We start from the raw sequence: 24,466 nt of genomic DNA on the forward strand, positions 1-24,466 counted from the left end.
AGGGCGATGAAACCGATTGCGGGGAAACCGGAGATTCAGGAGGTTGCCGGCCAGCGGCCGGCACAACCGCAGGGATTTACACCGGGACAGCGCCCGGACGGCCGTGGGTCACCTGGAAACGCGCCGCGGTGCGCACCGCAGCGTTCGCACGCAGCACACTGTCGGCGAAGCGCAGTTCCGCATCCACGGTCTGCCGGTTCAGCTGCAGCTTCCACCAGCCACGGCGGTCACCGTCGAAATAGCGGATATGCGGGTTCTGCGGAATCGACGGCCCGTAGTACGGCCCGTATGGCGTGTCGTCGCCGCCACTGCTGATCGCCGGAGCGATGAATTCGGTGGCTACGACCGGCGCACTGGCCGCGTCGAAATCCAGCTTCAGGTCGTTGACGAAGGTGGAATGCCAGTCGCCGCCCAGCACGATGGCATTGCCCTGCCCGCCTGCCTGCATCGCCTGCAGCAGCCGGTTACGTGCGGCGGGATAGCCATCCCAGGCGTCATTCCAGAAGCGCTCGCGTGGCGTGCCACCGTCCAGCCGCAGCTGCGCCATCAGCAACTGCTGCACCACCACGTTCCAGCGCGTGCCCTGCGCGGCCGCCATCGACTGCGCGAACCACGCCTCCTGGCCCGTGCCGAGCATGCTCATGCGCGGGTCCAGTGCAGCATCACAGCGTGGCGACTCGCCCACGCCACAGGGATTGGCCGGGCGGAACTGGCGGCAATCGAGCAGGGTCAGCTGTGCCAGATCGCCGTAACGCAGGCGCCGATGCACGCGCAGGCCGCCGTTGCCCGCAGGCGTGCTGCGCATCGGCAGATGCTCGTAGAACGCGCGGTAGGCGGCGGCGCGGCGGATGATGAAGTCCTCCGTTGATACGCCGGGTTTTTCCGGGTGGATGCCGGAGTAATCATTCTGTACTTCATGGTCGTCCCAGATCACCGCGAACGCGTGTGCGGCATGCGCGGCCTGCAGATCCGGATCGAGCTTGTACAGCGCGTACTGGTCACGGTAGCGCTCCAGGCTGACGGTCTCGCCGCTGAAACGCTCGGCGTCCAGTGTGCGGCCGCGCGCGTTCTGCAGCGGGCTGTATTCGTACAGGTAGTCACCGGCATGCAGCACCAGGTCGACATCGCTCTGCGCGATATCGCGCAGGACCGGGTAGTAGCCGCTGTTCCAGGCCTGGCAGGTGCACAGGGCCAACCGAAGCTGCTGCAGTTGCGTGTCCAGCGGCGGCGCGGTGCGGAAGTGGCCGACCGCGCTTTCCTCATCGCCGTCGCAGGCGAAACGGTAGTAGTAGTCGCGGCCTGGGCGCAGGCCGTTGACCTCCACGTGCACCGAATGCGCCAGCTCGGGTACCGCGGCCGCAGTCCCCCGCTGCACCAGCCGGCGCATGCCCGGGTCCTCGGCCACGAACCAGCGCACCGGCACCGCCCGCGACGGCATGCCGCCGCCATTGAGCGGGTCCGGTGCCAGCCGCGTCCACAATACGGCCCCCTGTGGATCCGGATCACCGGCGGCGACACCGAGGGTGAACGGATCGCGCCCCAGCCGCGGCCGTGGGCCGGCCGTGGCCAGCCCCGGCATCGCCGCCAGCGCGATCGCCGCCCCCGTGCCCTGCCACGCCATGCGCAGCAGGCGACGACGGCTTTCCGGATCGACAGGCCCGCGCATCAGAAGCGCACGGTAGCGGTGGCCATCACCTGGCGCGGCGCGCCGACCTGCATGGTCGCCAGGCTGCGGGTCGGGTCAGCGGCGTAGGTGCCATTGGTGTTGATCGAGGACAGGTAGCGCTTGTCGGTCAGGTTGGTCAGGTTCAGCGCTACGGTCAGGTTCTGCGCCGGGCCGAGCTTGCCGAAGTCATAGGCCGCCGAGGCGTTGACCAGCCAGTAGCTCGGCACCGACACATCGTTGGTATAGGTCACATAGCGCTTGCCGACATGGTTGGCGGCCAGCCGCAGGTCCCACGGACCCGGGGTCCACGCCAGGGTGCTGGCGAACATCCATTCCGGGGTGTCGACGGTCGTCTTGCCGCGGGTCGGCACCACGCCGTTGTTCACGTAGTCGTTGTCGTAGGTGCTGTCATTCCAGGACAGCGCATTGGACCAGGTCAGGTCCTGCATCGGCTTCAGCTGCAGGGTCGCCTCGGCGCCGCGGCTGGTCACCGAACCGACGTTGGAGAACAGTGCCGGGCAACCGAGGATGCCCACGCACTGCGCGATGGCCAGCAGACGGTTGTCGAACTTGACGTCGTACACCGCCACCGAGGCTTCATAGCCGCGGCCGTAGCCACGCCAACCCAACTCGATGGTGCGCGACTGTTCCGGCTTCAGGTTCTTCGCGCTGGCATCGAAGGCGGCCTGCGGCACATTGAACGGGCTGCCCACGCCCAGCGCATAGGCGGCGACGTTTTTGGCGAACGAACCGAAGATCTCGTTGCCTTCGTTGAGCTTGAAGTTGAAGCCGGCCTGCGGCAGCAGGCCCTTCTTCGAGGTCAGGCTGCTGTTGTTGGCATAGCTGCCCAGCGGCGTGCGCACGCTGGTGCGGGTATGCGGCGACTTCGCGCCGATGTCGATGGTCAGGCGGTCATCGAACAGGCGGAAGCGGTCCTGCACGTAGAACTGGCGGGTGATGGTGGTGTAGCGCTGGTGCCACACGCGCTGGTCCGGGTTGCGCAGGAAGAAGTCGTCGGTGATCGGGCCGTCGATGTAGTAGAAGTTGCGCTGCACGCTGTGGCCGTTGTCCTCGTACCAGAGGCCGGCTTCCAGTTCGTGGCCACCGACGTTCCAGGTGAACGCCGAGGTCACGCCGGTACGGTCGATCGCGTACTCGGTGGTGCGGATCGAGATCGGAATCTCGCGGCTGGTGCCCGGGTTCGACGGATTGGACGGGCTGAACCAGTGGCCCTGGCCACGGTTGCTGTGGTTGTAGACGTTGACCTTCAAGCGCATCGACTCGTTCAGGCCGAAATCGCCGGCAATGCTGGACAGGTCATCGTTGCGCAGGCCGTGGCCGGAGTAGTACGCATCCCACGGGCTGTTGACGCCGCCGCTGAACTTGCCGCGTGCGGCGGCGACGGCGCGGTCCCAGTCCGGCGCGTAGTTGTCCCAGTCCCAGCCGAGGCGATCGATCATTTCCAGCGACAGATCCTGGTAATCGGCCTCGACCCGGCGCGAGGCGTTGAACAGCGCGGTGATCTTGCTGTCCGTTCCGAAGTTGTAGGTGGCCTTGCCGTTGAACTGCTTCAGCTCCTGCGAGCCCTTGCCCTTCCACTTGTTACCTTCCGAATACACGCCGGACAGGTAGGCGGCAAAGCCCTGGTGCTCGCCGGTATCGAGGCGTGCATAGCTGCGGCGTGCGCTGTCACTACCAAAGCTCTGTGCCAGCACGACCCCATACTCGGTGGACGGATCGATCGAGTAGAACTGGAACACGCCGCCGAGGTTGCTGGTGGACGGCGTACCCAGTGCGCCGATGCCGGTGGAGACCTCCGCACCGCCCAGGTTCTCGCTGATCACCGCGCGGCTGATATGCAGGCCGTTGCTGTTGCCATAGGCCATGTTGCCCAGCGGGATGCCATCGAGGGTGTAGCCCAGGCGGTTCTGGTTGAAGCCACGCAGGCTGATGGTGGTGGACCATTCGTAGGCGCCTGTGGCATCGGCCGATTCGAAATGCACGCCCGGCTTGGTCGCAAGCAGCTTCAGCGGATTGGCACCCGGCGGCAGCACCTTCATGTCCTCGGCGGTCACGCGCTGCACCTGGCGCGCTTCACCGCGGCCGATCACCGAGACCGAATCGAGGGTGGTGGCCGACTGTGCGTCGGTGGCGGGGGCGGTTTCAGCGGCAGCCAGCGACGGCAGCGAAGCACAGACCAGCAGGGCCAGCAGATTGCGGCGAAGCGGAGCGTGGGACGGCATGGGGGCGGATTCCTTGGGCACGCTGGACGCCGAAGGGCGGCGTCGAAGGGCAGCAGCGGCGGAATCGTAAAAGCGTCGCGTTACATGTCATTTACACGCCACATACGGACGTTTGGCGTTTCGAATGGTTTGCCGGCCGTGGGGTGGTTGCCGGCCAGCGGCCGGCACTACGGTTATTCGAATGAACCGACCGAGTCGTGGGCCAGGTTGTCGAAGCGGGTGTACTCGCCGAAGAACTTCAGCTTGCACGACCCGGTCGGGCCGCCACGGTGCTTGCCGATGATGATCTCGGCCAGGCCCTTGTCCGGCGAATTTTCCTTGTTGTAGTAATCGTCGCGGTAGATGAAGACGATCATGTCCGCATCCTGCTCGATTGCGCCCGATTCGCGAAGATCGGCCATCACCGGGCGCTTGTCGGTACGCGTTTCCAGCGAGCGGTTGAGCTGCGACAACGCGATCACCGGCACGTGCAGTTCCTTGGCCAGGCCCTTCAGCGAACGCGAGATCTCCGAGATTTCGGTCGCGCGGTTTTCGCTGTTGCCCGGCACGCTCATCAGCTGCAGGTAGTCGATCACCACCAGGCCCAGGTCATGTTCGCGCTTGAGGCGGCGGCACTTGGAGCGCAGCACTTCCGGCGACACGCCAGGCGTGTCGTCGATGAAGATCTTGGTTTCCTTCAGCATCTTGATCGCGCTGGTGACGCGGCTCCAGTCCTCGTCTTCCAGCTGGCCGGTACGCAGGCGCTGTGCGTTGATGCGGCCGTTGGAGGAAATCAGGCGCATCGCCAGCTGCGATGCCGACATTTCCATCGAGAACACCGCCACGCCCTTCTTCGACTTGATCGCCGCGTACTCGGCGATGTTCAGTGCGAAGGTGGTCTTGCCCATGGCCGGGCGCGCGGCAAGGATGATCAGGTCGGTCGGCTGCAGGCCGGAGGTCATCGCATCGAAATCGTTGTAGCCGGTCGGCAGGCCGGTGATGTTGCCGCCGTTCTCGAAGCGGCTGCGCAGCTCTTCGAAGGCATCCTTCAATGCACCGGGCATCGCCACGAAATCGGTACGGCCGCGTGCGCCCTGTTCGGCGATGGCGAACACGCTCTTTTCCGCCGAGGCCAGCAGCTCGCTGCTCTCTCGTCCCTCGGGCTGGAAACCGTCGTTGACGATGTCGGTACCCACCTGGATCAGCTGCCGCAGCACCGCCTTGTCACGCACGATCTCGGCGTAGGCCACGATGTTGGCCGCCGACGGCGTGGTACTGGCCAGTTCGATCAGATAGGCACCATCGCCCACCAGTTCCATCTTGCCCTGCGATTCGAACCACTCGCCCAGGGTCACCGCATCGAACGGCCGCTCGCGCTCGGACAGCTCACGGATCGCGCGATAGATCATCTGGTGGTCGCGGCGGTAGAAATCGCCTTCGGTCAGCTGGTCATTGACCCGGTCATAGGCCTCAGGGGCCAGCATCAGGCCACCCAGCACCGCCTGCTCGGCTTCCACCGAATGAGGCGGTACCCGCAACTGGTCGATGCGCGACTCGTCGCGATCGCGATCGCGATCGAAGCCATCACCGCGCTCTCTGCGGTTGGAACGGAAGCCGGGGCGAGCGGACATGCTGCGGTGTTTCCTGCGAAAGTGGGCCGGACGAGTGTAGGCATGCGCCGACCCCGGCGGCCATGGACAAGCCTGTGGATAAGCCGTGGAGAAACGGGGGATATCCGCCGGTGCCTGGCCAGACTGGCGTGGGGGCGTCGCACTGCCTGCGACGGGCGCCATTGCGGCACCCGAGCGGACATTATCGCAGATGGGGCTGGCAACCGCTGGCGTCAATCGCCCTTGACGTGAACCGCGATCAGCGCCAGGAACCGGTCCACGTAGCCCTGCAGGAATTTCTGCGTGCCTTCATTGTGGACCGTGCCATCGGCATCGATCAGGCCGTCCTTGAAATGAATGAACGCCTCGGGCTGGCCGAGCACGTGCATGTCCAGGAAGGCCAGGCTGTTGCGCAGGTGCTGCTGGGCCACGGCGGTGCCGATCTGGCCGATGGAGGCGCCGATCACCGCCGCCGGTTTGCCAGCAAACGCGCTGTCACCGTAGGGGCGCGAGCCGATATCGATGGCGTTCTTCAGCACGCCCGGCACCGACCGGTTGTATTCCGGGGTCACGAACAGCACCGCATCGGCGGCACGGACCTGGTCCTTCAGCCGGGTACCCTGCGCCGGATAGTGGCCATCGAAGTCCTGGTCGTACAGCGGCAGATCACCGATCTGCACGTACTGGAAGCGCGCACGGTCGCCGGCAATCTTCTCCAGCGCATGGGCCAGTTTGCGGTTGCAGGAATCCTTGCGCAGGCTGCCGACGAACACGGCGATGGTGGGGACGGACATCGGGACATACTCCTCACGGTGCGGGAGGCCCAGCCTAGTCGCCGGGCCCTTGCATGCCGGTGAAGATCAGCCGCCGGTCACGCCCGCGCGCACCTGCCGCCAATGCGCCTGCCAGGCCTGGAACATCAGCACGTTCCACAGATGGGTATGCCACTTGCGTTGGCCGCCGAGGAACTGCTGCCACAGCGGCTGTACCGCGGCCGCCGACAGCACGCCCTCCTGCTCCAGCCGCGCGGGCTGCAGCAGGTCTTCGGCCCACGGCCGCAGGTCGCCCTTCAGCCAGTCACTGACCGGCGCGCCGAAGCCACGCTTGGGCCGGTGCACCATCGACTGCGGCACATAACGGCCCAGCACGCGCTTGAGCAGCACCTTGCTGGTGGTTTCACTGCGCTTGAAGCCCAGCGGCAGCGACCAGGCGAACTCGGCCACGCGAGAATCCAACAGCGGTGCGCGGGCTTCCAGGCTGACCGCCATCGAGGTGCGGTCGACCTTGCACAGCAGGTCATCCGGCAGGTAGGTCACGTAATCGGCCAGCATCATCGCATCGGCCGGTGTGCCGGCACCGTGCAACGGGTCGGCCAGGTCGTAGAAGCTGCCCGCGGCCTGCGCCCCGGGCACTGCCGCCGCCGGGTCGCGCCAGCGCGAGATGCGGTTGCGGTACACGTCACCGATGCCACGCGCGCCGGATTCTGCCAACAGCGCGGCCAGGCCGCCGGTACGCGAGGCCTCGCCCTGCTGGGAGCGCGCGCCCATCCAGCGCCGCAGCGGCCCCGGCACACGGCCCAGCATCTGCCAGTTGCGCAGCGCGCGTACATAGCGGGTATAGCCGAAGAACAGCTCATCGCCACCATCGCCGGACAGCGCCACGGTCACGCCCTGCCGCGCCAGGCGGGCGACCAGCGCGGTCGGCACCTGCGAGGCATCGGCGAAGGGTTCGTCGAACATCGCCGGCAACTGCGGCACCACCGCCAACGCATCGGCACCGCTGACGTAGAGTTCAGTGTGGTCGCAGCCCAGATGCGCGGCCAGTTCCTTGGCCAGCGGCGCCTCGTCGTGGCCCGAACCGGTGAACCCGATACTGAAGCTGTGCACCGGCTGGCCACTTTGTGCCTGCATCAGCGCGGCCACCAGCGACGAATCGGTGCCGCCGGACAGGAACACGCCCACCGGCACGTCGGCCACCATGCGCAGCGCCACCGCGTCACGCAGCAGCCCGTCCAGCTGCTCCTCGGCTTCCTCGATGCGGCCCTGGAACGGCGCAGCCAGCGCCGCCTGCATGCGCGCACGCGCATCCCAGTACGGGCGCTGCGCCTGTTCCGGCCGGTGCGCGGCCGCACCCGCCGCCACGGCTTCCGCATCCAGGCGCAGCACGCGCCCGGGCATCAATTTGTAGCAGCGCTGGTGGATGCTGTGCGGCGCCGGAATGTAATCCAGCCGCAGCAGCAGGGTCAGGGCGTCACGGTCGATGTCGTTGTCGAAGGCCGGGTGCTGCCACAGCGCCTTCAGTTCCGAACCGAACACCAGCGTGTCGCCGGCCCAGCCGTAGTACAGCGGCTTCTTGCCGACACGGTCGCGGGCCAGCCACAGGCACTGCTCCTGGCGGTCCCACAGCGCAATGGCGAACATGCCGTTGCAGCGCTGCAGGGTGTCTTCCATGCCCCACTGCAGGATCGCTGCCAGCAGCACCTCGGTGTCGGAGTGCCCACGGAAGGCGCGCCCCAGCGGCTCCAGTTCGGCACGCAGGGCGGCGAAGTTGTAGACCTCGCCGTTGTAAGCCATCACGTAGCGACCATCGGACGAGGCCATCGGCTGGTGGCCCAGCGGCGACAGGTCGAGAATGCTCAGCCGACGGTGCGCCAGCGCGATGCCGGCCCCGGCATCGACCCAGCTGCCGCCATCATCCGGCCCGCGGTGGTGCAGCGCCTCGCCCATGGCCAGGACCTGCGCCTGCAGCACCTCGGCCGACGCCACCGGCGCCGGCAACAACATTCCCGCCAATCCACACATGCATCAAGGTTCCTGCGCCAGTTCAAGGGCGGCGCCAATCACCGCATTGTCGCTTGGAAGCCCGAACATTGCTGCCCCCGCCAGCGGCGTATAGGTATCGGCACCGCAGACCCGGCGCAGCGGCAGGTGGCCGAAGCCGGCCTCGACCAGGGCGGTGACCACGCCCTCGCCCACCCCGCCACTATGGCGGCCCTCGTCCAGCACCAGCACCCGCCGCGCACTGGCCGCCTGACTGGCGATGAAGCCGGCATCCAGCGGCACCAGCCAGCGCAGGTCGACCACCCGCACCTGCCAGCCCAGCTGCTGCTCGATTGCCCGCGCCGCGCGCAGCGCCATCGGCACGCCGTTGCCATAGGTGTAGACCACCAGGTCGCCTGCCTCCGGCGCATAGACCCGCCCTTCGCCCGGCACCAGCGCCTGGCCCTGGGCGGGGTAGTCGAACAGCCACTGGCCATCGCCCGGCGCATGCAGGTCCTTGCTCATGTACAGCGCGATCGGCTCCAGGAACACCGCCACCCGCCCGTCCACCCGCGCCAGCGCCGCCAACGTGCGCAGCATCATCACCGCATCGTCGCCGCGCGACGGGCAACCGACCACCAGGCCGGGAATGTCGCGCAGCGCGGTGATCGAATTGTCGTTGTGGAAGTGGCCACCGAAGCCTTTCTGGTAGCCCAGCCCGGCCACCCGAACCAGCATCGGGTTGCGGTATTGGTCATTGGAGAAGAACTGCAGCGAGCACGCTTCGCCGCGCACCTGGTCGATGGCGTTGTGCAGGTAGGCCAGGTACTGGATCTCCGGAATCGGCAGCATGCCCATGTTGGCCAGGCCCTGCGCCATGCCCAGGATCATGGTCTCGTCCAGCAGGGTGTTGAACACCCGGCGCGGGCCGAAGCGGCGCAGCAGGTCCTTGGTGACGGTGTAGACCCCGCCCTTCTGCGCGACGTCCTCGCCGAACAGCAGGCTCTGCGGATACTTGGCCAGCAGCTCCTGCAGGCCGTGGTTGATCTGGATGGCGAGGTGCCGCGGTGGCTGCCGCTCAGGCAGGGTCTCCGCACCGCCATACAGTGCTTCGCGCGCATCAGCGGGCACCTCGCGCAGCGCTTCGGCCTGCACCGCCGCCGGTGTGTACGGCGCCAGCGGCGCCATCACCTCCTGTAGCGACTGCAGCGTCGGGCGGCCTTCGGCATCCGCCGCCGCGGCCATGCAGCGCGCGCGCATCGTCTCGTAGGCCACTTCGATGGTGGCCGCATCCATCCAGCCCGACTCCATCGCGATCTGCGCCGAGCGCAGCAGCGGATCCTGCGCCTCGGCCGCGCACAGCTCCGGCAGCGCGCGCCATTCCACCTCGAAATCGGTGCCGGCGTGGCCCATCAGGCGGGTGGTTCGCAGATGCAGGAAGGTGGGCCGCCGCGTGCGCCGGCAGTGCTCCACCGCCGCCTGCACCTGGGCGTGCCCGGTGGCCAGGTCGAGACCATCAGCGAAGAAATAGTCGAGCCCCGGCTGGCGGCTGAAGCGCTCGGCAATCCAGCCTTCCGGCGTCTTCACTGAAATGCCCAGCCCGTTGTCCTCGCAGACGAACAGGATCGGCGCCGGCAGCTTCTGGTAGGCCGACCACATCGCGGTGTTGAACGCGGTCTGCGCGGTGGCATGGTTGGCCGAGGCGTCGCCGAACGAGCACAGCACGATGCTGTCGGCCGGGATCGGCAACGGCTGCCCCAGGCGCTTGCCGCTCTCGATGGCCAGCGCGGTGCCCAGCGCTTTCGGCAGGTGCGACGCGATGGTCGAGGTCTGCGGCAGCACCCACAACGGTTTGCTGCCCCACACCTTGTGGCGGCCCCCGCTGGCCGGGTCATCGGCGCTGGCGGCGAAAGACAGTGCGGCATCGCGCAGCGGATCGATGCCCGGCAGCTGGCGCGAACGCTCGGCCATGAAGGCACCGGAGCGATAGTGCAGGAAGGCTGGATCGGTATGCCGGCAGGCCCGCGCCAGCAGCGCGTTGCCCTCGTGGCCGGAGGAACCGATGGTGTAGAAGACCTTGTTCTGCACGCGCAGCACGCGTGCCATCAGGTCCAGCTGGCGGCTGGCCAGCTGCGAATCGAACAGCTCGCCAAACGCGGCGGCAGTGAGCGTGCTGCCCGGCAGGATCGGCGCATCCGGTGCCGGGCGCGGACGCGGGGTGCCGCGCCAGCCACGTACCGCATCGAGGAAGTTGACGTCGCACACTTCGGCGCGGTTGAGCACGCGCATGCGTGCGGGAATCGGATCTGGAACCACAGCGAACATCGAACACCCTCCGTGTCGTTGTTGCATTCCGCCCGGCGTTGGCCAGGCGCTACCCTGTGGGGGTCACCCTGGTAAGAGTCACGCAGCCTCGAATCGCGAGCGCACTTCGGCAGTCACGGCCGGCATCGGCAGGAAGCGCGGTTGTTCACGCACGCGCTGCAGCCAGCCACGCACTTCCGGGAATGGCTGCAGGCTGATACCGCCCTCTCCCGCCACGTCGGTATAGGCAAACAGCGCGATATCGGCGACGCCATATCCGTTGCCGGTGAACCACTGCGCTTCGCGCAGATGTTGCTCCATTACTGCCAGCGCGGTGGCGGCGCGCTCGTGCAGGCGCGGCAGTTCGGCGCGGCGCGGTGAATCAGAGGGGGTCCAGCCACGGATGAAGCGCGCCACCGCCACGCACGGCTCGTGCGTGTACTGCTCGAAGAACATCCAGCTCAACGCCTGCGCGCGCTCCCAGCCATCGGTGGGCAGGTACGGCGTGCCCTCGGCCAGCCAGAACAGGATCGCGTTGGATTCGGTCAGCACGCGGCCGTCGTCGCGGACGATCAGCGGCACCTTGGCATTCGGATTCAACGCCAGGAATTCGGGGGTGTGGGTCTGGCCATGGGCGCTGTCCACCTCCACCCAGCGGTAGCGGCTGCCGAGCTGCTCCAGCAGCAGGCGCACCTTGTGGCAATTGCCCGAGACCGACATGCCATGCACCGTCAACGGGACGCGCTCTTCCACCATCGCCTGCTCCATCGGATCCGGCCGGCGGCCAGCTGCGTGCAGTCTGGCAAGCGCGCCGGGGAATGCCAAGCGCGGGTGCAGCATGGCAACACGGTAGTGCCGGCCGCTGGCCGGCAACCGCGTTGCGGCAGATTCGTGCGATTGCCGGCCAGCGGCCGGCACTACCGGGCAACGATCAGCGCGCGCGCTGCCGCCACTGCTCGCGCGACTGGCCCCAGATCTGCATCGGCTTGTCGTTGTACGGCGCTGGCAACTCCCCCATGCGCAGCAGGGTGCTGCCGAGCTTGCGCGCCACGGCCCGCGAGTTGTCGTTGTTCTCGGCGATGGTGTGGATCACTTCGTCCCAACCCAGCGTGTCGAACGCCCAATCGATTGCTGCGACCGCCGCTTCCGGCGCATAGCCCCGGCCCCAGCTGGCATGACGGATGCCCCAGCCGACCTCGGTACCGGGCCAGTCCTGCGGTTGCCAGGGCCCCATCCGCCCGATCCAGTCACCGCTGGATTTCTCGATCACGCTGAACATCGAGAAGCCAAACAGCTGCCAGGCGCCGGCCAGGCTGCAGAAGCCACGCCAGGCCACCGAAGGCGGCTGCACGCCACCAAGGGTGCGCATCGTTTCCTCGTCGGCGCAGAACGCCAGATACGGCTCGTAGTCCTCGCGCAGCAGCGGCCGCAGGATCAGCCGTTCGGTTTCGATGCGCAGGTCGAAGATGCTCATGCCGGCTCCATGTCGAAGGAAGCGTCCATGATGGTGGATTCGCGCCCCGCGCGGATGAATTTCGCCGGCTGCAACGAAACGGGCCGGCATAAGCCGGCCCGTCAGGTACTGCATGCGGCATCTGGATTACTGGCGCGTGCTGGCCGCCGTGGCACCGGCAGCAGCGGTCTGCGTGACCAGCTGGCCGTCGACCACCGGCAGGCGATCGCTGGCCGGCTTGTTGTCCATGCGCACCGTCTTCTCGGCGCCGTCGTAGCGGTAGGTCACGTTGTAGCCCTTCACCACGTCGTTGGTACCCATGGCAATGCGGTTGCCCGGCTTGCTGGCCATGCGCATGGTACCGGTGGTGCCATCCTCGTTGCGGTAGGTCACGTTGTAGCCGGTGACGCGGCTCGACTCGGAGGTCGCGGTCTCGGTGTGGCACTGGCGCTCGGTGCGGTTGACCACGCGGCCACCCACATGGCGCTTGTCGATCTGGTTGCCGATGAAGCCACCGGCCACCGCGCCGGCCGCAGTGGCGGCCTTCTTGCCATTGCCGCCGCCGACCTGGTTGCCCAGCAGGCCACCCACCACAGCACCGACCACGGTACCGCCGACGTTGCCGTCACGTTCCGGCAGGCGCTCCTGCACCGTCACGTCCTGGCAGACTTCATGCGGGGTCTGGGTGGTGGAGGTCTCACGCACCGCGTCGGTGCCGATCACGGTGGCGTAGGCCTTCTGCTTCTCGGTGATCGGGTCGACCTTCAGCACATCGGCATATTCCAGCCCACGCGGTGCGGTCGGGTCGAGAGTGTCACCACGCGCGCCATCGTCGGTGGCGTTGCCATCGACCAGGCGCGATTCACTATTGGGGGTTCCGGCGCTGATGGAATCGGGCGATTTGTCGCCACTCTTCATGAAGGCGGCAGTGGCGATGCCACCGACCAGCAGCGCGCCCGCTGCGACCAGGACAGTTGTAGTTGTGCTTTTCATGACCTGCTCCTTGCGGACCATCCGCAACGTTCTCGAACCAGATTGCAGCATGCGCTGCCTGAACGGAATCTCCACATTTCCTGCTCATTCCCGTAACCCATTCAGCATCGGGAAATGCTGGGCCCGTGGTAGCGTTTGCATATTCCCCAGGAGGACCCCCGCCATGGCCAACCCGATGCTGCTGCCGGTACTGCAATGGGCGCGCCGGCTGCGCTACCCCACCCTGTTCAAGCTCACCGCGGGCCTGTTCGCGCTGACCCTGTTCATCCCGGACCCGATTCCGTTCGTCGATGAGCTGGTGCTCGGCTTCGGCACCCTGCTGCTGGCCAACTGGAAGCGCCGCAACGCCACCACGCCTCCGCCGCTGGAGCAGCATTGAGCCTGCTGGTCGACAGCCACTGCCATCTGGACGCCAGCGAGTTCGACCGCGACCGCGCCGCGGTGGTCGAGCGTGCGCAGGCCGCTGGCGTGCACCAGCAGGTGGTGCCGGCGGTGACCGCAGCCAGCTGGCCGAAGCTGCGCGAGGTCTGCCAGCAGGCGCCGGGGCTGTACCCAGCCTACGGCCTGCATCCGATGTTCCTGGCCGAGCACCAGCCTGGGCACCTGCCGCTGCTGCGCGAGTGGATCGAACGCGAACGCCCCTGCGCGATCGGCGAATGTGGTCTGGACTTTTTCGTTGAAGGCCTGGATGCCGAGGCGCAACAGGCATATTTCATCGGTCAGCTGGAACTGGCCCGTGAGTTCGAGCTGCCGGTGATCGTGCATGCACGGCGCGCGGTGGATGCGGTGATCGCCGCGATCCGTCTCGTCGGTGGCCTGCGCGGCGTGGTGCACAGCTTTTCCGGCAGTCCGGAACAGGCAGCGCAACTGCACAGGCAGGGCTTCCTGCTCGGGCTCGGCGGCCCGTTGACCTACGAACGCGCGCAACGCCTGCAGCGGCTGGTGCGCGAGATGCCGCTGGAACAGCTGCTGCTGGAGACCGACGCCCCGGACCAGCCTGACGCCGGCATCCGCGGCCAGCGCAACGAACCGGCACGGCTGGCGATCATCGCCCGCCACGTGGCGGCGCTACGCGGGATGGAGCTGGACGCGGTGGCCCAGGCCACGACGGAGAACGCGCGGCGGCTGTTCGCGCTGCCCGCAATGCAACGGTAGGTGCCGGCCGCTGGCCGGCATCTGCGCTGATTCAATCATTCCGGAGTTGCCGGCCAGCGGCCGGCACTACCATCACGCGTCAGCGTGATCCTCGACCACTTCGGCCTTCACCTTCTTCGGCTCCAGCAGCATTTCAAGCGCCTTGCCGACCGCCGCGAACGCGAACGCACCGGTGATGTGGGTCGCCGCACCCAGGCCCGCGCCGCAGTCCAGCTTCAATGCCGCATCTGCGCCCAGGTTCGGGCGGATGCCACAGACGCTGCCATCGGCCTGCGGGTACTTCACATTCTCCAGCGAATACACCGCCGGCACGCCGAAGTAGCGCTTGGCATTCTTCGGAAAGTTGAACTCGCTGCGCAGCTTCTTGCGGATCAACGCCAGCATGGCGTCGTGCTCGGTGCGCGAGACATCGCGGATGCGCACCAGGGTGGGATCGGTGCGGCCACCGGCGGCACCCACGGTCAGCAGCGGCAGCTTGCGGCGGCGGCACCAGGCAATCGTCTCGACCTTGACCCGGAAGCTGTCGCAGGCATCGATCACCAGATCAAAGCCACGGTCCAGCAGTTCGGCCATGTTCGACACCGTCAGGAACGCCTGTACGGCATCGACCGCGATGTCCGGGTTGATCGCGCGGCAGCGTTCGGCCATCGCTTCGGCTTTGTTGCGGCCGTAGTTGCCTTCCATCGCCGGCAGTTGCCGGTTGGTGTTGGACACGCAGATGTCATCGGCATCGATCAGGGTCAGGTGACCGACCGCCGAACGGGCCAATGCCTCCACCACCCACGAGCCAACGCCACCCATGCCCACCACCGCCACGCGGCTGCTCTGCAGGCGCTCGAGTGCGCCCACGCCATACAGCCGTTCGATGCCGGCGAAGCGTTGTTTGACCTGTTCGTTCATCCGGCTATTTTAACGTGCAGGCGCCAGCGCCTGCAGCGCGCCGGCATCGAACCCACCGTTGCACGTCCGGAGAGCCCGCCATGAACGCCAGCCCGCCCCGCCGCCCGTCCACCGCCTACCGCTATCTGTTCGTGCTCGGCCTGGGCCTGTTGATCGGCCTGATCGCCACGGTGATGGTCGGCCGCGCCCTGCAGGCCCGCCGCGATCCGTTCCCGGACAGCCTGATGCAGGTGATGCAACGGCAATCACAGCTGCTGCAGCAGGCCCAGCAGCAGAACCGCTGCAGCCTGGCCGACAGCGTGCCGCGGTTGCAGGCGATGCGCCTGCTGTCCAACGACCTGGACCTGGCCTTTCCCGGGCTGAAGGACAGCGCGCAGTTCCAGCAGCATGCCAGCCAGCTGCGCGGCAACCTCAACGCCGCTCTGGCGGCGCCGCCCAGCGACTGCACGGCCCTGGCCCGGGTGGTGGAAACGGTGCAGGCCGACTGCCGCGCCTGCCACCAGGACTTCCGCTGAGCCGCATTCATCCTGCAGCCGGACAAGGCCTGCGCGGTTGGCGCCTTGTTCACGTTCAAAAGGGGACGATTCGTCCACCCTGCTGCATGACGCAGTACCACCCCAGACACCCGCCTTCACGGCCAGGAGACGCCCCATGAAGATCCAGCTCATCGCCGCCAGCGCCATCGCTACCCTTGCCCTGGCTGGCTGTGCCACCTCGCCCGGCTACGGCGGTGGTGGTTACAACAACGGCTACAACAATGGCGGCTACGGCAACAATGGTGGCTACAACCAGGGCCGCTGCGCCGACTGCGGCATCGTGACCCGCATCAACACCGTGCAGTCCGGCCGTACCGCGCCCAGCGCGACCGGCGCGATCCTGGGCGGCATCGTCGGCGCCGTGGCCGGCCACGAAATCTCCGACCATACCGGCGGCAGCCGTGGCAACAAGAACATCGCCGCCGCTGCGGGCGCGGTCGGTGGCGCACTGGCCGGCAACCAGATCCAGAAGAACGTGACCAGCGACACCTACGACATCAGCGTGCGCATGGACGATGGCCGCACCATCGTGGTCAACCAGCGCGACCTCGGCGGCATCCGCGAGAACACCTACGTGCGCGTGGTCAACGGCAAGGTCATCCTGCGCTGACCTGCATCGGGCCGATGGCAAAGAAAAGGCCCGCTTGCGCGGGCCTTTTCATTTGACGGTATGCAGCGCGATCAGGTCGGCTGAACGGCGTCGGCCTGCAGGCCCTTCTGGCCCTGCACGACGGTGAAGGTGACCTTCTGGCCTTCCTTCAGGCTCTTGAAGCCCTGGGTCTGGATGGCACGGAAGTGCACGAACACGTCTTCGCCGTTTTCACGGCTGATGAAGCCGAAGCCCTTTGCATCGTTGAACCACTTGACGGTACCGGTCTCGCGATCAGACATCTCACTAACTCCCTGGTGACTCTCTCTTGTTGTAGGAAACGCCTGGTGGGCGGCTGACAAGCAAGGGGGAAGCGAGGTGCATCGATGCAGCGGATCGGGAAGATCTTGCTTCATCAGGCCACGATCCACGGTGACCTTGCCAAGCTCAGCGACTGCAACTTAACCCGCCCAAAACGAAAAAGCAACTGGCAAAATCTTTCACTGTCAACCCCAAAACGACCACCATACGGGACAGCATGGGACTCTCATTCATCTTATATCTGCTAGCGGTCATTTTTGTCCTCGTCGGCATCGCCGGAATCATCCTTCCGGCCCTCCCCGGCATCCCGCTGGTGTTCATCGGACTGCTGCTGGCGGCGTGGGCCGACGGCTTCGCCCACGTCGGCTGGCCGACCCTGGTCGCGCTGGGCGTACTGACCCTGCTCTCGCTGCTGGTGGACGTACTGGCCACAGTGGTGGGTGCGCAGCGGGTCGGTGCCAGCCGCAAGGCGCTGTGGGGCACGTTCGTCGGCAGCATCGTCGGGCTGTTCTTCATGCCGATCGGCCTCTTTGCCGGGCCCCTGATCGGCGCCTTGGCCGGCGAGTACTGGCACACCCGTGAACTGGGCCGCTCGACCAAGGTGGGTCTGGCCACCTGGCTCGGCATCCTGCTCGGCCTGGCGCTGAAACTGGCTGTGGTGATCGCGATGCTGGGCCTGTTCGCCTTCGCCTGGTTCCTGTAAGCCGCACCGTCTTCACGCCGCGCGCACGCGGTGGCCGTGCATAAACCGTGGGGGCTGGCCGCGATGCGGTACAGCCGCCACACTGTGCGATTCCCGTATTCACCGAAGGGCCTGCTGGAATGACCCTCCCCCCGCTGCTTCCCCGCCTTGCGCCGCTGGCGCTGGCCCTGGCCAGTGCCCCATTGGCCGCGCAGGAATTCGTGCCCAGCACCGATACCTCGCCCGCGGCGTGTGCCGCCATCACCACTGACGCGGCGCGCCTGGCCTGCTATGACCGCCTGTTCGCGCATACGCCGCAGGCCACGGCCGCCGCCGATGCCGCTGCCGAGGCGGCCGCGCAGGCCCGTCGCGAAGAACGCCAGACCGCACGCGTGAGCCAAGGCGAAGAGAAACTGCGCGAGCGGGTCAGCGACCTGTTCCGCCCCGCTGCGCCGGACAGCGCGCTGGCCAATGCCGGCCGCGGTTCGCTGTTGGACAGCCGCTGGGAACTGGCCGAGGACTCCAAGCTCGGCCCATTCCAGCTGCGTGCCTACAAGCCGGTGTACCTGCTGCCGGCGTTCTGGACCAGCGACCGCAACACCACGCCGCATTCGCCGAATCCGGCCAACACGGTCACCACGCCGCAGGTGCTGGACAGCGCCGAACTGAAGTTCCAGATCAGCTTCAAGACCAAGATCGCCGAGAACCTGTTCGGCGACAACGGCGACATCTGGGCCGGCTATACCCAGAGCTCGCGCTGGCAGGCCTACAACGGCGAGGATTCGCGCCCGTTCCGCGAAACCAATTACGAGCCGGAAGTGATGATGGTGTTCCGCAACGGCTACTCGATCGGTGGCTGGCGCGGCCGCATGACCGGCATCGCGCTGAACCACCAGTCCAACGGCCGCGCCGATCCGCTGTCGCGCAGCTGGAACCGGGTCATGCTCAACATCGGCCTGGACCGCGAGAACTGGGCGCTGGTGCTGCGGCCGTGGTACCGCATTCCCGAGACCCGCAGCGACGACAACAATCCGGACATCGAGGACTACATGGGCCGCGGTGATGCGACCCTGACCTGGAACCGCAACGGCCACGAAGTCTCGTTGATGGCACGCCATTCGCTGCGTACCGGCAGCCGTTCGCACGGCGCCCTGCAGCTGGATTACGGCTTCCCGATCAGCAACCTGCTGCGCGGCCACGTGCAGATCTTCGACGGCTACGGCGAAAGCCTGATCGACTACAACCACAAGGCCACCTACGTGGGCGTGGGCGTGTCCCTGCTGGAGTGGTTCTGATGGACGTGACGATCTGGCACAACCCGGCCTGCAGCAATTCGCGCGGCGCACTGAAGCTGATCCGCGATGCCGGCTTCGAGCCGGAGGTAATCGAGTACCTCGGCAATCCACCCGATGTGGCCACACTGCGCCAGGTGCTGGCCGAATCCGGCCTGGACGCGCAGGCGCTGGTGCGCAGCAAGGAAGCACAGTTCACCGAACTGGGCCTGGAAGATGCGGACGAGGCCACGCTGCTGGCCGCGATGGCCGCACACCCGCGCCTGATCAACCGCCCCGTGGTGCGCACGCCCAAGGGCACCCGGCTGTGCCGTCCACCGGAAACGGTGCTGGAGATCCTGTAACGGAGAAGGGGACGGAGGGGATTAAGTCGTTTGTGCACAAACGACTTAATCCCCTCCGTCCCTTTTCTGTTTACCGCCAGTCGGTGATGCCTTCGCGGCGGTATACCTCGGCGAACGCCGGGCGCGCCTTCATCGACGTGGCATGTGCCTTGAGCACAGGCCAGGTGTCGCTGGGCTTCGGCATGTTGCGCGACCAGCGCATCAGCATCACCAGCATGTAGTCGACCACGCAGGGCGTGGTGCCCAGCAGGTAGGGGCCATGCGCCTGCAGGTGCGTGGCGACCTGCTGCCAGGCCGCCTCAAGGCGCTGACGGGCCATCTCGCGGCTCGCTTCGATATTTGCCTCGCCCGCCATTTCATGCGGATAGAACCAGGCACGATAGGCCGGCTGCAGCGTATTGGCACACCAGAACATCCAGCGGTAGGCATCGGCGCGCTGCGGCGTGCCCAGTGCGGGCAGCAGGTTGGCCTCCGGATGGCGGTCAGCCAGATACAGCGCGATCGCCGCCGCTTCGGTCAGTACCAAGCCATCGATCAGCAGCGTCGGCACCACACCGGCCGGATTCAGCGCCAGGTACTCCGCCGACTTGTGCTCGCGCGCGTCGAAATCCAGCAGCACCAGTTCGTGCTCGATGCCCAACTCGATCAGCAGCCAGTGCACCACCAGCGCGGCGGTACTGGTTGAACCATACAGCGTGGTGCTCATGCGGAAGATCCTGTGCAGGTGGATCAGCCGATTATGCGCCCACGCGCGCAATCGTTGCTCAGCCGCAGCGGCTCATGCAGGTATCGCGGCCTTCGCTACAGGACATGATCGGCGTGCGTATCGCGCAGTCGTGCGTCTTCAGTTCACAGGAACGGCGCAGCTCGGGGTTGGCAACGTCCTTGCAGCGTTTGTCCGGCGCCGGCGCCATCTGTTGTTCGCAGCTGAAGTCGTTGCTGCCGATACTGCCCCGCGCCATGCAGCTGCGATAGTCGGCCTGGCACTGCATGCGGCACTGCGAGGAGGCGGAAAAATCCGCACCTTCGTAGGATGACGTTGTGCTGCAGCCGGCCAGGACCAGCAGGAACACAGCCGCGACGGATCGATGCAGGCGCATGGGCACATCCAGTGCAGGGGTGTGCCGACCCTAGCAGACTACGGTCGCTCGTGCAGGCAGCGACGCGCGCCCCCGATCAGTACACTGGAATGCCGGTGTCGGTGCGGATTTCATTCACGGTGCCGCCGCAGGAGAGCAGGCACTGGGCGTACGGAGCACTGCATGAAGGAAGCGCCGGGGAACCGCAATAGGTGCCGGCACCGTTGCCCCCTTCGCAATTGTGCCGCTGCCTGTCGTCGGCGATGCCACTGCAACGACTGATGATCCGGCTCTTCTCGCTTTCGCAGCTGCGCTGATCCGACTCCGCGCGGGCGCGGTTGTGGAAGTCGCACGTCGCCTTCTGGCTCTCGCAGACCGACGCGCAGATCCTCCCCGCTTCGTGGGTTGGCGGTTCGACGAAATAGCGTGGCCCGCAGGCACTGCACGCCAGCGCAGCGACCAGCAACACGAAAACACGCGACCACTGCAGCACGATGGACTCTCTTCCAATACGTCAGACAGCGCACGTTAGCAGAGCACACCATCCACGGGCAGGCTGCATACAACAACGGCGCCACACGGGCGCCGTTGTCTGGAGCGGAACGGGAGGGATTACTCCACCACCACCGGAATCTTGCCGATGCGGGCCTGCCATTCGCGCGGGCCGGTCTTGTGCACCGATTCACCAGTGGAGTCGACCGCCACGGTCACCGGCATGTCCTGCACGGTGAATTCGTAGATCGCTTCCATGCCGAGGTCGGCGAAACCAACCACCTTCGCCGCCTTGATCGCCTTGGACACCAGGTAGGCCGAACCACCAACGGCCATCAGGTAGGCCGACTTGTTGTCACGGATCGCCTCGATGGCCGCCGGGCCGCGCTCGGCCTTGCCGACCATGCCCAGCAGGCCGGTCTGTTCAAGCACCTGACGGGTGAACTTGTCCATGCGGGTCGCCGTGGTCGGACCAGCCGGGCCCACCACTTCGTCGCGCACCGGATCGACCGGGCCGACGTAGTAGATGAAGCGGCCCTTCAGATCGACCGGCAGTTCCTCGCCCTTGTTGAGCATGTCGACCATGCGCTTGTGCGCGGCGTCGCGGCCGGTCAGCAGCTTGCCGTTCAGCAGCAGGGTCTGGCCCGGCTTCCAGCTGACCACATCTTCCGGCGTGATCGTGTCCAGGTCCACGCGGGTGCCCTTGGACGAATCGTAGGTCAGCTTCGGCCAGTCCTCCAGCGACGGCGGGTCCAGCATCACCGGGCCGCTGCCATCCAGGGTGAAGTGCGCATGGCGGGTGGCCGCGCAGTTCGGGATCATCGCCACCGGCAGGTTGGCCGCATGAGTCGGGTAATCGTTGATCTTGATGTCGAGCACGGTGGTCAGGCCACCCAGGCCCTGCGCGCCAATACCCAGCGCGTTGACCTTCTCGTACAGCTCCAGGCGCAGCTCTTCAATGCGGTTGGACGCACCACGGGCCTGCAGCTCGGTGATGTCGATCGGCTCCATCAGCGCTTCCTTGGCCAGCAGCATCGCCTTCTCGGCGGTGCCGCCGATGCCGATGCCGAGCATGCCCGGCGGGCACCAGCCGGCGCCCATGGTCGGCACGGTCTTCAGCACCCAGTCGACGATGGAATCGGACGGGTTGAGCATGGCGAACTTGGTCTTGGCTTCCGAACCACCACCCTTGGCGGCGACGATGACGTCGACGGTGTTGCCCGGCACCACCTTGACGTTGACCACGCCCGGGGTGTTGTCCTTGGTGTTGATGCGCTTGCCGGCCGGATCAGCCAGCACCGAAGCGCGCAGCTTGTTGTCCGGGTGCATGTAGGCACGGCGCACGCCTTCATTGGCCATGTCTTCCACGCCCATGGTGGCGTCGTCCCAACGCACGTCCATGCCGATTTCCAGGAACACGGTGACGATGCCGGTGTCCTGGCAGATCGGACGGTGGCCTTCGGCGCACATGCGCGAATTGATCAGGATCTGCGCCATCGCTTCCTTCGCGGCCGGCGACTCCTCGCGCTCGTAGGCGGCGGCAAGGTTCTTGATGTAGTCGACCGGGTGGTAGTACGAGATGTACTGCAGCGCGTCGGCGATGGACTGGATGAGGTCTTCCTGCTTGATCGATGTCACGACTTGCTCGCTTGCTGGAGGCTGGCGGGGGTAATCCCCCCATTTTACCCCCTCCCCCGGCCGCAGGGTGGTAGTGCCGGCCGCTGGCCTGCACTATCCACGCACACCCTCTGTCACGCCACGCGCCACTGCGGCGTCCTTGCCCACATGAACGCTGAAACCGCTTTCCAGACCCACCGTCCGCGCCTGATGGCGCTGGCCTACCGCCTGCTCGGCAGTCGCGCGGACGCCGAAGACGTGGTCCAGGATGCCTGGTTGCGCTGGTCCGGCGCCGACCCGGCGGCCGTCCGCGACCCCGAAGCCTGGCTGGTCACCACCACCACCCGGCTCGGCCTGGACCGGCTGCGCGCAGCCAAGCGCGAGCGCGTGCATTACGTCGGCCCGTGGCTGGCCGAGCCACTGGCGGTCACCCTGGAGCCCGACCCAGCGCCCGGCCCCGCCCAGCTGCATGCGTTTGCCGACGATGTCTCGGTGGCTTTCCTGACCCTGCTTGAACAGCTCGGCCCCGAGGAACGCGCCGCCTTCCTGCTGAAGGAAGCCTTCGACCACGATTACCGTGAGATCGCCGACCTGATCGGCCACAGCGAGGCCAACTGCCGGCAGCTGGTGCATCGTGCCCGGCAGCGCCTGCAGGCCGGGCGGCCGCGCTTCAACGCCGACGCCAGCCAGCACCGGCAGCTGCTGGCGCGCTTCATGGACGCTTCCCAGCGTGGCGACAGCGAAGCGATCCAGGCCCTGCTGCACGCCAACGCGCTGCTGGTCTCCGACGGTGGCGGCGTGGTCACCGCAGCGGTGCGCCCGCTGCTGGGCGCCGAACGCATCGGCCGCCTGTTCTGGGCCATCGCGCGCCGCGGCGCGGTGCACCCGGCGCAGTTGGGCTATGTCAACGGCGAGCCGGCGATCCTGCGCTTCCAAGGCGATCGCCTGCACTCGGTCACCACCATCGAGGTGGTCGATGGCCGCATCGCCAACGTGTACAGCGTGTTGAATCCGGAAAAGTTGCCGGACGTTGTCACGCGCGGTGACGGCACGGCGTCCTTGTAATGAAAGGCGGCCATCGTGGCCGCCGTGGAGCCGAAAATGTCCGACCACGCCTCTCCCCGCGTCCCTTATACCCGCCTGGCCGCCGAAGCCTTCAAGGGCCTGCTGGCCACCAGCCAGGCGGTGCATGACAGCTCGATTGATCCGACCCTGATGGAACTGGTGTTCCTGCGCGTGTCGCAGCTCAACGGCTGCGGCTATTGCATGGACATGCATGCCACCACGCTGCGCAAGGGCGGCATCGAGCCGCGCAAGCTCGATACCCTGCCGGCCTGGCACGAAAGCCGTTTCTTCGATGCACGCGAGCGTGCGGCGCTGGGCTGGGCCGAGGCACTGACCCGGCTGACCGACGGTGCACCGTCACAGGCGGCGTTCGATGCACTGGCACCGCACTTCGATGAGAAGGGCATCAGTGACCTGAGCATGGGCATTGCGGTGATCAATGCCTGGAACCGGCTGGGCGCCGGGCTGCTGCCGCCGCTGCCCTGAGCGCTTCGTTGACAGTGCCTGGACCGCCGGGCACTGTACCTGCCCCGCAGGAAGCATCCGAACGTCATGGCCGACGAAGCCCCCGACACGCCCAGCAAGGAGGCGCTGAAGGCGCTGACCCAGTACCGGGAGCGGGACACCGCGCCGCCCGAACTCCTGTCGACGCTTGAACGGCATGGACTGTTGTGGCCCGTCGAACATCCGGGCCATGAGGCCCTCCAGGTGCGGATGTTCGCCGCCTATGCCCGCGCCGACCGCCAGCATGTGGCAGACAACTTCATCCTCGGCGTGCAGGAGAACCGCAGCGACCTGCGCGCCGGGCTGTCGGCGTATGCGTTCATGGTGCACTTCCCCAGGCGTCAGGAGCAGCCACACCCCAGCCTCGCCTGTGCGGTCTGCGGCCAGGTCCGCGAAGGCAGATTCGACCCGACCACCTGGGCGCGCGTCCGCCACAACATCGGGGTCGTGCTCGGCGGAAGCGTAAACGCCATCACCTTCCTGTTGGAACAACACAATCTGACGCCCAGACGGGCGCCCGGCGACATGAGCACACTGGTGGCACTGCTGCGGCTGCTGCACCACGAGAGCGACGCCAAGGACACCCCGTCGATCATCGTCAAACGCGTGCGCGCGCTGCCGGGCCTGAAACTGTCCGTCGAGCAGGCGCGTCACCTGCTGGATGCCCTGGGCCATGCCGGGCTGCTGCAGACCCCCGAGCATCCCGGCCTGGCGCAACGCTTCACCCGGGTCGGCCTGGCACCGCGCACGTCGCGCTCTTCGGACTGGAGCTATCCCGTCGATTTCTGGAAAGGCGCCTACGGCATCGACAGCGGGGCCCTGCGCTTCTGGTTCGCTCACCATCCTGCGCTGCTGGCTGCGCTGGACTGAGCGCGCAGGCGGC

At 66.8% G+C, this 24,466-nt stretch carries 25 protein-coding genes; 10 read left to right on the forward strand and 15 right to left on the reverse strand.

Annotated features, from left to right (window positions below; genetic code table 11):
• Positions 1-76 precede the first annotated feature (76 nt).
• From R1L06_RS04560 to R1L06_RS04600, 9 genes are all read right to left on the reverse strand, one after another.
• Positions 77-1,666, reverse strand: a complete 1,590-nt coding sequence (locus R1L06_RS04560; protein ID WP_317217032.1) for an alkaline phosphatase D family protein — start codon at positions 1,664-1,666, stop codon at positions 77-79.
• Positions 1,666-3,909 carry a TonB-dependent receptor family protein gene (locus R1L06_RS04565; protein ID WP_317217033.1) on the reverse strand — a complete coding sequence of 748 codons (2,244 nt, stop codon included), beginning with the start codon at positions 3,907-3,909 and terminating at the stop codon, positions 1,666-1,668. Before R1L06_RS04565 ends, R1L06_RS04560 begins: the two co-directional genes overlap by 1 nt.
• Positions 3,910-4,082: 173 nt before the next feature.
• Positions 4,083-5,519, reverse strand: a complete 1,437-nt coding sequence (locus R1L06_RS04570) for a replicative DNA helicase (protein WP_032129633.1) — start codon at positions 5,517-5,519, stop codon at positions 4,083-4,085.
• Positions 5,520-5,731: 212 nt separating this feature from the next.
• Positions 5,732-6,292, reverse strand: a complete 561-nt coding sequence (locus tag R1L06_RS04575) for an NADPH-dependent FMN reductase (RefSeq protein WP_032129634.1) — start codon at positions 6,290-6,292, stop codon at positions 5,732-5,734.
• Positions 6,293-6,358: 66 nt separating this feature from the next.
• On the reverse strand, positions 6,359-8,299 hold the full coding sequence (gene asnB, locus R1L06_RS04580; RefSeq protein WP_317217034.1) for an asparagine synthase (glutamine-hydrolyzing): 1,941 nt from the start codon (positions 8,297-8,299) through the stop codon (positions 6,359-6,361).
• A 3-nt stretch (positions 8,300-8,302) separates the two neighbouring features.
• Positions 8,303-10,582, reverse strand: a complete 2,280-nt coding sequence (locus R1L06_RS04585) for a thiamine pyrophosphate-dependent enzyme (protein WP_317217035.1) — start codon at positions 10,580-10,582, stop codon at positions 8,303-8,305.
• Positions 10,583-10,660: 78 nt separating this feature from the next.
• On the reverse strand, positions 10,661-11,317 hold the full coding sequence (locus tag R1L06_RS04590) for a glutathione S-transferase family protein (RefSeq protein ID WP_317217059.1): 657 nt from the start codon (positions 11,315-11,317) through the stop codon (positions 10,661-10,663).
• Positions 11,318-11,492: 175 nt separating this feature from the next.
• Positions 11,493-12,035 carry a GNAT family N-acetyltransferase gene (locus R1L06_RS04595; protein ID WP_049460564.1) on the reverse strand — a complete coding sequence of 181 codons (543 nt, stop codon included), beginning with the start codon at positions 12,033-12,035 and terminating at the stop codon, positions 11,493-11,495.
• A 126-nt stretch (positions 12,036-12,161) separates the two neighbouring features.
• Positions 12,162-13,007, reverse strand: a complete 846-nt coding sequence (locus tag R1L06_RS04600) for a glycine zipper 2TM domain-containing protein (protein WP_317217036.1) — start codon at positions 13,005-13,007, stop codon at positions 12,162-12,164.
• A 163-nt stretch (positions 13,008-13,170) separates the two neighbouring features.
• On the opposite strand from R1L06_RS04600, the gene R1L06_RS04605 reads away from it, so the two are divergent.
• Positions 13,171-13,386 (forward strand): DUF6116 family protein, encoded by a 216-nt coding sequence (locus tag R1L06_RS04605; RefSeq protein ID WP_032129638.1) that lies wholly within the window; start codon positions 13,171-13,173, stop codon positions 13,384-13,386.
• On the forward strand, positions 13,383-14,162 hold the full coding sequence (locus R1L06_RS04610) for a TatD family hydrolase (RefSeq protein ID WP_317217037.1): 780 nt from the start codon (positions 13,383-13,385) through the stop codon (positions 14,160-14,162). Before R1L06_RS04605 ends, R1L06_RS04610 begins: the two co-directional genes overlap by 4 nt.
• Positions 14,163-14,234: 72 nt before the next feature.
• Here the strand turns inward: R1L06_RS04610 and R1L06_RS04615 are convergent, their stop codons facing one another.
• On the reverse strand, positions 14,235-15,062 hold the full coding sequence (locus R1L06_RS04615; RefSeq protein WP_049460567.1) for a tRNA threonylcarbamoyladenosine dehydratase: 828 nt from the start codon (positions 15,060-15,062) through the stop codon (positions 14,235-14,237).
• 80 nt (positions 15,063-15,142) lie between these two features.
• Here R1L06_RS04615 and R1L06_RS04620 point away from each other — a divergent pair, with 80 nt between their 5' ends.
• Together R1L06_RS04620 and R1L06_RS04625 are read left to right on the forward strand one after the other, a co-directional pair.
• Entirely contained in the window at positions 15,143-15,577 is a 435-nt protein-coding gene (locus tag R1L06_RS04620; RefSeq protein WP_049398757.1) for a cytochrome c, read from the forward strand.
• A 136-nt stretch (positions 15,578-15,713) separates the two neighbouring features.
• Entirely contained in the window at positions 15,714-16,208 is a 495-nt protein-coding gene (locus tag R1L06_RS04625) for a glycine zipper 2TM domain-containing protein (protein ID WP_010486804.1), read from the forward strand.
• Between the two features lie 71 nt (positions 16,209-16,279).
• Here the strand turns inward: R1L06_RS04625 and R1L06_RS04630 are convergent, their stop codons facing one another.
• Positions 16,280-16,489 (reverse strand): cold-shock protein, encoded by a 210-nt coding sequence (locus tag R1L06_RS04630; protein ID WP_005410290.1) that lies wholly within the window; start codon positions 16,487-16,489, stop codon positions 16,280-16,282.
• 236 nt (positions 16,490-16,725) lie between these two features.
• Here R1L06_RS04630 and R1L06_RS04635 point away from each other — a divergent pair, with 236 nt between their 5' ends.
• The 3 genes from R1L06_RS04635 (at position 16,726) to arsC (ending at position 18,826) form a co-directional block, all read left to right on the forward strand.
• On the forward strand, positions 16,726-17,211 hold the full coding sequence (locus R1L06_RS04635; RefSeq protein WP_049398758.1) for a DUF456 domain-containing protein: 486 nt from the start codon (positions 16,726-16,728) through the stop codon (positions 17,209-17,211).
• Between the two features lie 119 nt (positions 17,212-17,330).
• Positions 17,331-18,485 (forward strand): phospholipase A, encoded by a 1,155-nt coding sequence (locus tag R1L06_RS04640; protein ID WP_019337376.1) that lies wholly within the window; start codon positions 17,331-17,333, stop codon positions 18,483-18,485.
• Complete coding sequence (gene arsC, locus R1L06_RS04645) at positions 18,485-18,826, forward strand: arsenate reductase (glutaredoxin) (protein ID WP_049420898.1); 342 nt, start codon at positions 18,485-18,487, stop codon at positions 18,824-18,826. The genes R1L06_RS04640 and arsC overlap by 1 nt, the downstream gene beginning before the upstream one ends.
• A gap of 70 nt (positions 18,827-18,896) precedes the next feature.
• On the opposite strand, the gene R1L06_RS04650 is transcribed toward arsC, so the two are convergent.
• From R1L06_RS04650 to R1L06_RS04665, 4 genes are all read right to left on the reverse strand, one after another.
• The gene (locus tag R1L06_RS04650) at positions 18,897-19,532 is read right to left on the reverse strand and encodes a glutathione S-transferase family protein (RefSeq protein WP_049398760.1); all 636 of its coding nucleotides are present in this window, start codon (positions 19,530-19,532) and stop codon (positions 18,897-18,899) included.
• Positions 19,533-19,590: 58 nt separating this feature from the next.
• The gene (locus R1L06_RS04655; protein WP_317217038.1) at positions 19,591-19,926 is read right to left on the reverse strand and encodes a hypothetical protein; all 336 of its coding nucleotides are present in this window, start codon (positions 19,924-19,926) and stop codon (positions 19,591-19,593) included.
• A 76-nt stretch (positions 19,927-20,002) separates the two neighbouring features.
• Positions 20,003-20,398 carry a hypothetical protein gene (locus R1L06_RS04660; RefSeq protein WP_317217039.1) on the reverse strand — a complete coding sequence of 132 codons (396 nt, stop codon included), beginning with the start codon at positions 20,396-20,398 and terminating at the stop codon, positions 20,003-20,005.
• A gap of 119 nt (positions 20,399-20,517) precedes the next feature.
• On the reverse strand, positions 20,518-22,035 hold the full coding sequence (locus R1L06_RS04665) for a fumarate hydratase (RefSeq protein WP_317217040.1): 1,518 nt from the start codon (positions 22,033-22,035) through the stop codon (positions 20,518-20,520).
• A gap of 147 nt (positions 22,036-22,182) precedes the next feature.
• Between R1L06_RS04665 and R1L06_RS04670 the strand changes: the two genes are divergently transcribed.
• The 3 genes from R1L06_RS04670 to R1L06_RS04680 all read left to right on the forward strand — a co-directional run bounded on the left by R1L06_RS04670 (position 22,183) and on the right by R1L06_RS04680 (position 24,453).
• Positions 22,183-23,079, forward strand: coding sequence for an RNA polymerase sigma-70 factor (locus tag R1L06_RS04670; RefSeq protein WP_197615974.1), 897 nt, complete (start codon positions 22,183-22,185; stop codon positions 23,077-23,079).
• 36 nt (positions 23,080-23,115) lie between these two features.
• Complete coding sequence (locus tag R1L06_RS04675) at positions 23,116-23,565, forward strand: carboxymuconolactone decarboxylase family protein (RefSeq protein ID WP_012511595.1); 450 nt, start codon at positions 23,116-23,118, stop codon at positions 23,563-23,565.
• 66 nt (positions 23,566-23,631) lie between these two features.
• Entirely contained in the window at positions 23,632-24,453 is an 822-nt protein-coding gene (locus R1L06_RS04680) for a hypothetical protein (RefSeq protein ID WP_317217041.1), read from the forward strand.
• The last annotated feature ends 13 nt before the right edge of the window (positions 24,454-24,466 follow it).

The sequence above is a fragment of the Stenotrophomonas mexicanensis genome (assembly GCF_032911605.1).
Lineage (GTDB): Bacteria > Pseudomonadota > Gammaproteobacteria > Xanthomonadales > Xanthomonadaceae > Stenotrophomonas > Stenotrophomonas maltophilia_A.

Bases quoted from the DNA above. Each gene is read 5' to 3' on its own strand.
- R1L06_RS04560 (WP_317217032.1), bottom strand. From the start codon at position 1,666: ATGCGCGGGCCTGTCGATCCGGAAAGCCGTCGTCGCCTGCTGCGCATG.
- R1L06_RS04565 (WP_317217033.1), bottom strand. From the start codon at position 3,909: ATGCCGTCCCACGCTCCGCTTCGCCGCAATCTGCTGGCCCTGCTGGTC.
- R1L06_RS04570 (WP_032129633.1), bottom strand. From the start codon at position 5,519: ATGTCCGCTCGCCCCGGCTTCCGTTCCAACCGCAGAGAGCGCGGTGAT.
- R1L06_RS04575 (WP_032129634.1), bottom strand. From the start codon at position 6,292: ATGTCCGTCCCCACCATCGCCGTGTTCGTCGGCAGCCTGCGCAAGGAT.
- asnB (WP_317217034.1), bottom strand. From the start codon at position 8,299: ATGTGTGGATTGGCGGGAATGTTGTTGCCGGCGCCGGTGGCGTCGGCC.
- R1L06_RS04585 (WP_317217035.1), bottom strand. From the start codon at position 10,582: ATGTTCGCTGTGGTTCCAGATCCGATTCCCGCACGCATGCGCGTGCTC.
- R1L06_RS04590 (WP_317217059.1), bottom strand. From the start codon at position 11,317: ATGGTGGAAGAGCGCGTCCCGTTGACGGTGCATGGCATGTCGGTCTCG.
- R1L06_RS04595 (WP_049460564.1), bottom strand. From the start codon at position 12,035: ATGAGCATCTTCGACCTGCGCATCGAAACCGAACGGCTGATCCTGCGG.
- R1L06_RS04600 (WP_317217036.1), bottom strand. From the start codon at position 13,007: ATGAAAAGCACAACTACAACTGTCCTGGTCGCAGCGGGCGCGCTGCTG.
- R1L06_RS04605 (WP_032129638.1), top strand. From the start codon at position 13,171: ATGGCCAACCCGATGCTGCTGCCGGTACTGCAATGGGCGCGCCGGCTG.
- R1L06_RS04615 (WP_049460567.1), bottom strand. From the start codon at position 15,062: ATGAACGAACAGGTCAAACAACGCTTCGCCGGCATCGAACGGCTGTAT.
- R1L06_RS04620 (WP_049398757.1), top strand. From the start codon at position 15,143: ATGAACGCCAGCCCGCCCCGCCGCCCGTCCACCGCCTACCGCTATCTG.
- R1L06_RS04625 (WP_010486804.1), top strand. From the start codon at position 15,714: ATGAAGATCCAGCTCATCGCCGCCAGCGCCATCGCTACCCTTGCCCTG.
- R1L06_RS04630 (WP_005410290.1), bottom strand. From the start codon at position 16,489: ATGTCTGATCGCGAGACCGGTACCGTCAAGTGGTTCAACGATGCAAAG.
- R1L06_RS04635 (WP_049398758.1), top strand. From the start codon at position 16,726: ATGGGACTCTCATTCATCTTATATCTGCTAGCGGTCATTTTTGTCCTC.
- R1L06_RS04640 (WP_019337376.1), top strand. From the start codon at position 17,331: ATGACCCTCCCCCCGCTGCTTCCCCGCCTTGCGCCGCTGGCGCTGGCC.
- arsC (WP_049420898.1), top strand. From the start codon at position 18,485: ATGGACGTGACGATCTGGCACAACCCGGCCTGCAGCAATTCGCGCGGC.
- R1L06_RS04650 (WP_049398760.1), bottom strand. From the start codon at position 19,532: ATGAGCACCACGCTGTATGGTTCAACCAGTACCGCCGCGCTGGTGGTG.
- R1L06_RS04655 (WP_317217038.1), bottom strand. From the start codon at position 19,926: ATGCGCCTGCATCGATCCGTCGCGGCTGTGTTCCTGCTGGTCCTGGCC.
- R1L06_RS04670 (WP_197615974.1), top strand. From the start codon at position 22,183: ATGAACGCTGAAACCGCTTTCCAGACCCACCGTCCGCGCCTGATGGCG.
- R1L06_RS04675 (WP_012511595.1), top strand. From the start codon at position 23,116: ATGTCCGACCACGCCTCTCCCCGCGTCCCTTATACCCGCCTGGCCGCC.
- R1L06_RS04680 (WP_317217041.1), top strand. From the start codon at position 23,632: ATGGCCGACGAAGCCCCCGACACGCCCAGCAAGGAGGCGCTGAAGGCG.